This is a genomic window from Micromonospora sp. NPDC023966, from assembly GCF_040639095.1.
In the GTDB taxonomy this organism is placed as follows: domain Bacteria; phylum Actinomycetota; class Actinomycetes; order Mycobacteriales; family Micromonosporaceae; genus Micromonospora.
Genome location: NZ_JBEZZJ010000066.1, coordinates 1 through 9,729, shown reverse-complemented (window position 1 = coordinate 9,729; position 9,729 = coordinate 1). Strand labels below are relative to the sequence as shown.

General features: G+C 67.0%; 9 protein-coding genes and 1 pseudogene. 7 read left to right on the top strand and 3 right to left on the bottom strand.

Going from position 1 to position 9,729, the window contains the following annotated elements; translation table 11 throughout:
- Nucleotides 1-94: 94 nt before the first annotated feature.
- Nucleotides 95-871, bottom strand: a complete 777-nt coding sequence (locus AB0F68_RS34735) for a hypothetical protein (RefSeq protein WP_357346051.1) — start codon at nucleotides 869-871, stop codon at nucleotides 95-97.
- A 478-nt stretch (nucleotides 872-1,349) separates the two neighbouring features.
- On the opposite strand from AB0F68_RS34735, the gene AB0F68_RS34730 reads away from it, so the two are divergent.
- Nucleotides 1,350-1,583, top strand: a complete 234-nt coding sequence (locus AB0F68_RS34730) for a hypothetical protein (protein ID WP_357346049.1) — start codon at nucleotides 1,350-1,352, stop codon at nucleotides 1,581-1,583.
- Between the two features lie 441 nt (nucleotides 1,584-2,024).
- On the opposite strand, the pseudogene AB0F68_RS34725 reads toward AB0F68_RS34730, so the two are convergent.
- Both AB0F68_RS34725 and AB0F68_RS34720 read right to left on the bottom strand, forming a co-directional pair.
- Nucleotides 2,025-2,225: pseudogene (locus AB0F68_RS34725) on the bottom strand (transposase); the annotation flags it as partial.
- A 532-nt stretch (nucleotides 2,226-2,757) separates the two neighbouring features.
- Nucleotides 2,758-3,336: a TetR/AcrR family transcriptional regulator gene (locus tag AB0F68_RS34720; RefSeq protein ID WP_357346055.1), complete on the bottom strand. Its 579-nt coding sequence runs from the start codon at nucleotides 3,334-3,336 to the stop codon at nucleotides 2,758-2,760.
- A 156-nt stretch (nucleotides 3,337-3,492) separates the two neighbouring features.
- Between AB0F68_RS34720 and AB0F68_RS34715 the strand changes: the two genes are divergently transcribed.
- The 6 genes from AB0F68_RS34715 to AB0F68_RS34690 all read left to right on the top strand — a co-directional run bounded on the left by AB0F68_RS34715 (nucleotide 3,493) and on the right by AB0F68_RS34690 (nucleotide 9,252).
- Complete coding sequence (locus AB0F68_RS34715; protein ID WP_357346047.1) at nucleotides 3,493-4,512, top strand: aldo/keto reductase; 1,020 nt, start codon at nucleotides 3,493-3,495, stop codon at nucleotides 4,510-4,512.
- A 146-nt stretch (nucleotides 4,513-4,658) separates the two neighbouring features.
- On the top strand, nucleotides 4,659-5,081 hold the full coding sequence (locus AB0F68_RS34710; protein WP_357346045.1) for a hypothetical protein: 423 nt from the start codon (nucleotides 4,659-4,661) through the stop codon (nucleotides 5,079-5,081).
- 257 nt (nucleotides 5,082-5,338) lie between these two features.
- The gene (locus AB0F68_RS34705; RefSeq protein ID WP_357346043.1) at nucleotides 5,339-5,497 is read left to right on the top strand and encodes an IS3 family transposase; all 159 of its coding nucleotides are present in this window, start codon (nucleotides 5,339-5,341) and stop codon (nucleotides 5,495-5,497) included.
- Between the two features lie 537 nt (nucleotides 5,498-6,034).
- A complete protein-coding gene (locus AB0F68_RS34700) occupies nucleotides 6,035-6,475 on the top strand; it encodes a nuclear transport factor 2 family protein (protein ID WP_357346053.1) in 441 nt (146 codons plus the stop codon).
- A gap of 154 nt (nucleotides 6,476-6,629) precedes the next feature.
- Nucleotides 6,630-7,916: an MFS transporter gene (locus AB0F68_RS34695; protein WP_357346041.1), complete on the top strand. Its 1,287-nt coding sequence runs from the start codon at nucleotides 6,630-6,632 to the stop codon at nucleotides 7,914-7,916.
- Between the two features lie 175 nt (nucleotides 7,917-8,091).
- The gene (locus AB0F68_RS34690) at nucleotides 8,092-9,252 is read left to right on the top strand and encodes an MFS transporter (protein ID WP_357346039.1); all 1,161 of its coding nucleotides are present in this window, start codon (nucleotides 8,092-8,094) and stop codon (nucleotides 9,250-9,252) included.
- Nucleotides 9,253-9,729 lie beyond the last annotated feature (477 nt).

Below are 9,729 nucleotides of genomic sequence, written 5' to 3'. Positions count from 1 at the left end.
CAGAAGCCCTCAACCCGACCCGGCTCCGCTGCGCTCCGCCGGGTGCTGCCGCCTGCCCACCCACTCACCGATTTTCGAGTCAGCATCGGGATGGCTACTGGCTTAGTGATCGGCTTTGCTCGCCGAGGGCTGGGGCGGGATGGCTGTCATGGTTCCTCTGCCGGAGCCGCGCCCCGCCAAGGGCGTTCAAACCCACACCCCAGATGAGCAGGACGGCGAACCACTGGACCCAGTTCAGTGCACTCATCTGGCCGGAGAGCAGGTGCCGGACGGAGGAATACGGAGTCAAGGCTTGGGCCGGCGTGAGGACGTCGATGGCACCCAGCAGGAACCACAGGCCGAGCGGCAGGATGATGGTGGCGATGAAAGCGATGGCGGGACGCCGCATCAGCAGGCCGAGTCCGGTGCCCACAAGTTGGGCCACCACTTGGACGAGAACACTACCTACCGCGATGGTTCCGACGGGCCGCCACGGCTCCTGAGCGCTCGACGTGGTCATCGTGAGGGCTACGACGCACACCAGGAGGCCGAAGAGACCCACGACGGCGGCGAGCAGCGTTGCGGCCAGCAGGGTGGATGTGAGGCGGGTGGTCCCGGGTGCCCGCTTCAGGTCTCGGGCGAGCAAGATGCCGAAGGCCGGCACGATGATGGACATCAGGCTTTGTGCCGCGTCGGAAAGGTTGGCGAAAGTGCGATCGTCAGGCGGGCCGGCCATACCAAGCCCTGCGGCGGCTACCAGTCCCAGCAGCAGGGTGACCGCGAGTAGAAGCCGGCGCGCCCGCGTCCCGACGGAGCGGCGGAGGGCGTTGAGAGTTGCCTTGCCGAGGCTGGTGGAGGCGCCGAGGGCGTTGGGAATGCCTGAATTAGTCATTGTGTCCCCGTTCGACAATAGGATTTCAGTCTCTCCTATCAGGGCGCTCTCAGTCACTGTCGATTCAAAGAATGGCAACAGTGCATGCCGATCCGCTTGGTGACAGAGGGAGTGACGACGGGGACAGATTCTGCCGGACGCACAGGGACTATCGCGGACCGCTCTCGCCCCTGAAGGTGACTATGACGCCAGCTCACCGCGGGACGATCATTCCTTCACACCGAACGGGTCGCGAGGCGAACTTCTCCGGGGCATCGGCGACCGTGCCGGCGCGTCGCGCTCTGGACCTCAGGCCCGCCGCGCAGGCGGCCGGCCGCACGGACAGCGCCAAGATGGCAGCGGGACCTGGCTGCATGTGATCCTCTGGCGTGTGGGCAGTTCAGATGACGAGGCATGGTCGGCCTACCTGGAACGCACTCGCGGCCTCGCCGAACAGATCCTTCGCGCGGACGACCCGTAGGGCCTCGGATTGCAGTTCATGGGCGAAACGCTCGATGTCATGACCATCGGCGAGTACGCAGGCAGCATTTACTGCCTACGGGGCGCGCTCACCGACTGGGTTGAACTCAAGCCAGACGAGGAAGAACGCGCCTTCGCCGAGATGGCTCGCGCCGCCCGCGAGTGGCTAGCACTGGATCCGCGCGACAGCGGCACGGTTCGCAGGTACTTCGACTATTGGCTGTACGACGTCTGTGGCTACGAGCGGCCGTAGGCCCAGCCCACTGATGACTCCGGCGCACTGAGTGACTATCTGAGTGACGATCACGACGGACGCCGGTGGACGAGGACGCACGACGGGGGACGCCATAGCGGCGAGAGACGGGTGAAGCAGCAGGTGGCGGAGCCGCGTTGGTTGCCTGGGGGTCAAGGGGGCGATGAGGGCCAGGTCCAGCCCGTCTCGCCAGGCCATCGAAGGACGACCAACAGTGACCCAACCAGAGCGGTCGCAACTCCTAGTAGACGAGGCCCGCGTTAGCACAGGCTGTAGTCAGCTCGAACGAAGCCTCCTGCGCCTCGCCCTCCCTCTCAAGCGCGACCTTCGCTCGTTGAACCGGGTCACCGCCTTTCAAAGCATGGGCCGCCTCAGCGAGCTTGGCCCGATCATCAAGCATCACACCAACCCGGGCGATATCGTCCACGGCCGAACGCTTCGACCGGCAGGATCGTGCCTCTCATAGCCCAGATGCTCGGTCATCTCCTCGTTCAGCGCGGTCTCGAGCACCGTCTTCGTCAACTGCTTGAGCAGCCCATCCGGGCCGGTCAGCGACCAGCCCTGCTCCTTGGCCAGCCGAACCAGCTCCGCGGCGGCCTGCTCCTCCGCCGATGGCTCAGGCTTCCTCTTCCGTGGAGTCACATCGTTCAGTGTCGCGGTGATCACGGCACCTTCCTCGCCAGGCACCACGCCCGGCGGGCCAGGCCGGAAACACCGTTAGATCCACAGTCCCAGCAGGTCCGCCAGCACCAGCAGGGTTGCGGGTCGCCGCATCGTGGGGGAGAGGACATCCGGCCGGGGCGAAGATCCGCGACAACGAATGGCAAGGGTCGGTGGCGCGCAGCGTGGCCCGATCGCTAAGGATCTGGGCGTGGGCTAGGAGCCGACGAGTGAGACCGAGACGGAGTTGGCCGGCCCGCCGGGCGTGGTCGTCTTCGATGTGGCCGCCGCGCGGGCTGCGTGCTTGCTGAGCTCTGCGGCGGGCCCGAAGGGGCACCGACGAACTAGACTTGGGTGAGTCTCAAGGTCTTGCCGATCGTCATCGGCGGTGGGGCAATGGTCTGTGTTGCCCCTCCGAGACGCACCCCCACGTTCGACTGCCTCTTACTGACGATCGGCCCGTCCTCCGACGTGCGGGAACCCCGCAGAGCCGATCTGACGACGGGACCTGCGCTCAGCGAAGGCGAAGCCCGGAGAGCAGGAGTTCGACCAGGTGGCGCGCATCGTAGCGGGGGTCGCTGCCCGCGCCGATGCAGAGATTGCCGACGCCGCGCAGCAGTCCGTAGGCGTCGATGTCGGCGCGGATCTCGCCCGCTGCGACGGCGGCGTCGAGCAGCTGGTCGCAGACCGGGACCAGGCGGTCGAGGAAGTAGGCGTGCAGGGCCTGGAAGGCGGCGTCGTCGGACCGTAGCGCCGCGGCGAGGCCGTGTTTGGTGATCAGGAAGTCGACGAACAGGTTGATCCACCGCGCCAGGGCGGCGTGCGGTGTGCCGCCGCCGGCGAGCAGGGACGGACCTGCCTCGGCGCATGCCTCGATCTGGTGTCGGTAGACGGCGACGATGAGGTCGGCCCGGGTGGGGAAGTGGCGGTAGATGGTGCCCACGCCAACCCCCGCCTTCGCGGCGATGTCGCGTACGGGCACGTCGACCCCGGAGGCGACGAACGCCGCCGCGGCGGCGTCCAGCAGGGCCTTCTCATTGCGCCGCGCGTCCGCTCGCTTGCGCGGAACCGGTCGCTCGGCGGCGCTCTCGATGTCGGCCAAGGCTCCGTTACCTCCGTCACACCACTAGGCATCCGGAACAGTGTTCCGTATGTTGTTTATCGGAACCACGTTCCGCTTGTTGAGCGTACCGACCCGGCGGACCAACCACCAGCCGACGCGCGCTCCACGTCTTGAGGAGGACCAGTCATGCGCTACCGCAGCTTGGGCCGCACGGGTGTGCAGGTCAGCACCCTCGTGCTCGGTGCGATGAACTTCGGCAGGATCGGCAACACCACCCAGAAGGAGGCCACGGCCATCGTCGACGCGGCACTCGATGCGGGAATCAACCTCATCGACACCGCCGACGTCTACAGCGGCGGCCAGTCCGAGGAGATGGTCGGCAGGGCCATCGCCAGCCGCCGGGACGATGTCCTGCTGGCAACCAAGGCCACACTGCCGATGGGCGACGAGCGCAACCACCGGGGCGGTTCGCGCCGCTGGCTGGTCACCGCGCTGGACAACAGCCTGCGCCGCCTCGGCGTCGACCACGTCGACCTCTACCAGATGCACCGGTGGGATCCGACGACGAGCGACGAGGAGACGCTGTCGGCGCTGACGGACCTGCAGCGCTCGGGAAAGATCCGCTACTTCGGCTCCTCGACCTTCCCGGCCTACCGCATCGTGCAGGCCCAGTGGGCCGCCCGGGAGCGGCACCTGAGCCGTTACGTGACCGAGCAGCCGAGCTACTCGATCCTGCAGCGCGGCATCGAGACCCACGTGCTGCCCGTGACCCAGGAGTACGGCATGGGCGTGCTCGCCTGGAGCCCGCTGGCATCGGGCTGGCTGTCCGGCGCGATCCGCGCCGGACAGGAGATCACCACGAACCGCTCGGGCTTCATGCAGCAGCGTTACGACACCAGCATCCCCGCCAACCGCGCGAAACTCGACGCCGTCGAGCAGCTCGCCACGGTTGCCGACGACGCCGGGCTCAGCATGGTCCAACTCGCGCTGGGATTCGTCACCGCGCACCCGGGCGTGACCAGCGCGATCATCGGCCCTCGCACGGCGGAACACCTCCGCTCGCAGCTCGCCGCCGCGGACACCGTGCTCTCCTCCGACGTGCTGGACGCGATCGACGCGATCGTCGCTCCCGGCGTCGACCTCGCCGCCCACGAGAAGAACGACACCCCGCCCGCTCTGCTCGACCCGGCGCTGCGCCGCCGCTGACCGGTCGGCAGCGAAGCGGCCGGGCGATCTTCCGCTCACGGCCGCCCTGGCACACGGCCGGGCCGGGCTCACGGTGACCGCATCCCGGCCCGGCCGGGTCCCGTCGTGGCGGCCTGGAACAGCGCGGCCGTCGACCGGAGGGGTGGGTGTTCCCAGGCCCAGCGGCTCAGGTCGCGCGCCGGATCCTTACTCACGGCCAGGCGGTCGCCGACCGGCACACCGAAGGGTACGTACCGACGCCCGCAGCGCTCGCCGAGCGGATCTGCGGGGCCGGAGTTCCCGACCTGGCGTCGCCGCCGGCGGAAGCCCGGGTGCTGGAGCCCTCCGCCGGGGACGGCGCAATCGTGCACGAGATTCTGAAGGCGAACTGGGACCTGGACGTGTTGGCGTTGGAGCCGAACCGGGCGCGCTTCGCCGTACTGCTGAGCAGCGGCGCCGGCTGCCGACAGACCACGCTGGAGAGGTACGCCGACAACCGTGCCACCGCGGTTTGGCGCCGTGGTGATGAACCACCCTTCACCGTCGCCGGCGCCGACTCCATCTGGATCGAGCACGTCACGCTGGCGTAGGGGCTGCTGAAACCGGGCGGACGGCTGGTGGCCGTCATCCCGGCCGGGTTCAGCCACCGGACCGGCACACGGTTCGACGCGATCCGGGCGCTCGCCCGCGACCATGGCGGCTTCCGCGCGCTGACCACCGCCGACTTCCCAGGCTTCGGCGTCGGCGTCGGGGTCCTGTGGCTGGACAAGCCACCGGCCGACGACGACCGGCCGACCTGGGATCCTGCCCTCAATGGGCTCCGTCGGCGACTCGTACGACAACGCGGGTGGAGAACTTCTGGTCGACCCTGAAGATCGAACTGGTCTACCGCACCTCCTGGTGGACCCGCGACGAGGCCGAGAACGCGATCTTCGCCCACATCGACGGCTGGTACAACACAGGCCGCATCCAAAGGGGACTTGGCTACCTCAGCCGCGACGAGTAAGAGCCCGCCTGGCGCACCCGCCATAACCAACCGGCCGAACCAACTATCGCCACCCCTGCACCAGCCCGCAGCAGGTAACCACCGCTCCATCAAAGCGGGGGGAACTCACTGCTACATTCTAACCGACAACCGGACGCTAGAGTCCAGACACGGGTTCCCGGAAGCGCTGCTGGAGAATGCCGGATGATCGTGTGCACCAGCAAGCCATGCCATCACGCTTCCGCCCTGACCTGCTCACGACCGATGAAGGCCGCAGACCCGGGCATGGTCAGGGCCAGGCGCACCCCGCTTGCGAGTGGTTGCAGCGACATCTTAGGCTGGACCAAGTAGTCCACGCCGCCTCGTGGTCGACGGAGCGGCCGAACTTCTCGGGGCAACCGCCTGCCGCTACTCGAGGACGGAGCGTGCAGGAGCCATCAGCCGCGGACCGACTGCGGTGGCGGGCATCGAGGCCCGACCGAGATTGCGACATAGTCGGCAAACGGCGCGACGAATCCGACACCACCTAGACGGAACAACCGCCCACGCCAGCACCGCATACGGCACGGAACGACAATCCAGCTTCGCCGAAAGCCGAACCTCAAGAAGGAGCAAGAACTGAACGACACCGAGCGGCGCGCCGAAGATCTGGCGATCCTCGAACAACTCAACCTCGACTACATCCACTCGGACGAGGCCAGCGATGCCAAGCGCTTCAGTGAATTCCTCGCCGAAGATTTCATCGTGCAGACGCCGGGTGTCACCCGCAACCGCGAGGAGTACCTCGAATACATCGCCAAGCCCCGACCCATCGAAGACATCGCTCTGCGCGACTTCAAGATCCGCATCCTCGGCGACGTTGCGCTGATCCACGGCCGCGTCACATACACCATGATCGCCGATGGAGTGGTGCAAGAAGCGCTGTACACGGACGTGTACCAGAAGCGCGAGGGCACCTGGGTCTGCGTCTCCGCCTGCGCGATCGCTCCGGGCGCCTGACCCGCCACCATGTCGACCGGGCGGCCGCGCGCTGGTTCTCATGCCGCTATATCGCAACGTGAGTTGTCTTGAATGCCCGCATGACTCGCGCGGAACATCCTCGGGTGCTTACAGAAGAGCCCTGTCAGGAGCATGCGATAAGTGAGGAGAAAATGTGATCGAACCCGAAGTGGCGACGCCGGCACACCACGCATCGCAGGTGTCCGTGGTCACGTCATCGTCGTGCACCGCGGCCGTCCCGATCGAGCCTGCAGCTGTCCGCGCCACCGCGGAGCCCGGTAGCAGGCGGGGCTGGGCGTCCGTTGGTGCGCTCGCGCTCGGCGCGTTCGTCATCGTCATGACGGAGACGCTTCCGGTGGGGCTGCTGCCGCAGATTGCCGACGGACTGGATGTCTCGCTCGGCCTCGCAGGGCTGATGGTGCTCGTGCCTGGTTTCAGCGCCGCGGTGTCAGCGCCGCTGTTCTTCCTCGGTTCCAGCCGCTTCAACCGGCGCTCGGTCATCCTTGTCCTGGGTCTGACGGTGCTTGTGTCGAACGCGGTCGTCGCGGTGGCGCCGAACTTCGCCCTGGTGCTGATCGCCCGTATGCTCTTCGGCGCCACCCTCGGAGCCTTCTGGACCGTGGTCTCACCGGTCGGACCCAAGCTGGTGGGCCGGGCCGGCGGCACTCGCGCCATCACCATCATCGCGGCGGGTATTTCAGGTGGGACGGTGGTGGGTCTGCCTGCGGGACAGTTCCTTGGCAACCTCGTCGGCTGGCGTCTCGCCTTCGCCATTGCGGCGGCGGCGACACTGCTTGTCGTGGTTGCGCAGACGGTCGTGCTGCCGGGTATTCCCCCGGACGGGCGTACGCACCTGCGTGATCTCATGGGAGTCGTGACGCGACGGGCCGCCCGGTTTGGGATGGCAGCGGGCGCGGTGGTATTCATCGGACAGTTCACCGCCTGGACGTTCATCACCCCTTTTCTTATGGACCACACGCAACTGTCCAGCGGCGTGATCTCCCTGCTCTACGTCATCTACGGCTGCGGTGGCATCGTCGGCTCAATCGTCGCCGGATCGCTGTTCAAGCGCGGAGTGATCGGCAGCTTCGCCGGGGCGGCGACGGTGGTGGCCGCATTACTCATCGGGCTGGCGTGCGCGGGCTCCTTACCCTGGCTGGCTGGCCTGTTGCTCGTGCTGTGGGGCCTGTTCTGGGGAATCGTGAACCCGGGAACGCTGGTCTGGATACTCGACGCGGCCCCGGAAACCCCGGAGGCCGCGTCGGCGGTGAATGTGACGAACCTTCAGATAGCCCTGGCGGCAGGGTCTGGCCTCGGCGCGATCCTTGTTTCGTCGACAACCTTGCAGATGGTGTTCCTCACGGCGGGCTTCATTGTCCTTACCTCCGCCGTGCTCGCCGCTGTGGCGGCACGGATCGTGACACTCGCCCGGAGGGAATGAGGAGATCGCAACGAGGCGTGGGGTGGCCTGGCACGTAGACGTGCCCACCCCGAAACAACGCCAGAAGCGCCGGCATGGTTCAGAACAAGAGAAAGACGGCTCGATGCAACACGTGACCCTAGCGACTAACCTGGGCCGCCGGGACAGAACGCTCCGGCTTGCATTCTTATCTGCGGTGGTCTCACTGGTGGCCGTGTTTGCCGCAGTGGGCTCGACGATCCCTCTTTTCAACATCTACCGGGCCGAGGACGGGTTCACCAACGCCGGCATCTCCCTGACCGTCGTCGCCTACTCCGCCGCTACTCTCAGCACACTGCTAGTGCTGGGACGACTGTCCAACCATGTGGGTCGACGGCCTGCGGCGATCGCCAGCCTCGGCCTGCTCGTACTGGGTTGTCTGCTGCTGTTGAACGTGCATCACATCGGCATCCTGATCGCCGGTCGGCTCCTGATGGGCCTCGGCGCCGGGCTGGCCAGCAGCAGCCTCACCGCCTACATCGTCGACGCCGCACCCACCAGGCCGACCTGGCTGGCCTCCGTCGCTTCCAGCCAAACAGTCATGCTCGGTCTCGCCGTGGGCGCCATCGCCTCCGGTGCCCTGGTCCAATTCGGCCCCTGGCCACGTGACCTCATCTACCTGGTTGTCATCAGCCTGCTCCTACTGTCTGCCGCGCTCTTGGCCATCAGCCCGGAGACCGTGACTCCCTCGCCGGGCGGTTGGCGTTCACTGGGCCCTAGCGTTCGGGTACCGGTCCGCGTCCGGCATCTGCTCCCCGTCGCGGCCGCGGTGTTCCTAGCCACCTGGGCAACAGGGGCCTTCTACCAGGCCTTCGTGCCCGCACTGGTCGAAGATCAACTTCACACCAACAGCTCGCTCGTCCTTGGACTGGTGTTCGCCGCATACATGGGCCCCAGCGCTCTGGGCGCCCCCCTTGGCGGCCGGTTCTCACCGGCGGCAGCTCAACGCATCGGCATGATCGCCTTCCTGGCCGGATGGATCGGCATCATCACAGCGATTGCCACCGCCACACTGCCGTTGTTCATCACCGCAACTATCGTTGCGGGAGCCGCTCAAGGCATCGCCATCAGCGCCGCCACCCGCGGCCTGCTGTACGGCAGCACCCTGCAGGACCGGGCACCGATCTTCGCCGTCGTATATCTCCTCAGCTACAGCAGCGCGACCATTCCCAGCCTCATCGCCGCTCAACTCTCCAGCGTCTTCTCGGTGCCGCACATCGCGTTCGGGTACGTCGCACTTGCCGTCCTCGCCACCGCGTTCACTGTCATCGCTGCGCGCAACTCGCACAGCGACACGACCACCCGGCCCAATGAGTGACTATGACGAAGCCTCACCGTCATCCAGCCGTCACTCGACGCCGAGCAGGGGGAACGCGGCCCGCCCTCGTCCAATCCCGTCGTCGCGCGGATCGCGCGCTCGGCTTCTTTCTCGATCCAGACGGGCTCGACGAGTGGTGGAATCGAACCGAATCTCGGGGGAGTATCACAGCCCCGTCGGTGGCTTGGTCTGGGGTGGAATCAACCAGCGGCGAGCCGCCACGAGGCCGGCACGCTGCGGACTGGCGCTGCGTCGGGGCGGTCGCGCGCGTCTCGCACGGCCACTCGCAGAGCCTGTAGGGCAGCCCTTTCTTGCCATCTGCGATGCGGCGTGGGTCGTCGTCGGTCCCGATTGCGCCGTACCGCAGCGTGGCGGAGGCGATAGTTGCGTCCCGCAGAGTGGTGTGTGGCAGGCCCGTTGAGGTGGGCTTGGCGTAGACGTGAGGCGGCCACCGCGTGATTCTTCGATCTGAGTTCC

What these genes read in the sequence shown, in the direction of transcription:
- AB0F68_RS34735 (WP_357346051.1), bottom strand. Translation starts at nt 871, where the DNA reads ATGACTAATTCAGGCATTCCCAACGCCCTCGGCGCCTCCACCAGCCTC.
- AB0F68_RS34730 (WP_357346049.1), top strand. Translation starts at nt 1,350, where the DNA reads ATGGGCGAAACGCTCGATGTCATGACCATCGGCGAGTACGCAGGCAGC.
- AB0F68_RS34715 (WP_357346047.1), top strand. Translation starts at nt 3,493, where the DNA reads ATGCGCTACCGCAGCTTGGGCCGCACGGGTGTGCAGGTCAGCACCCTC.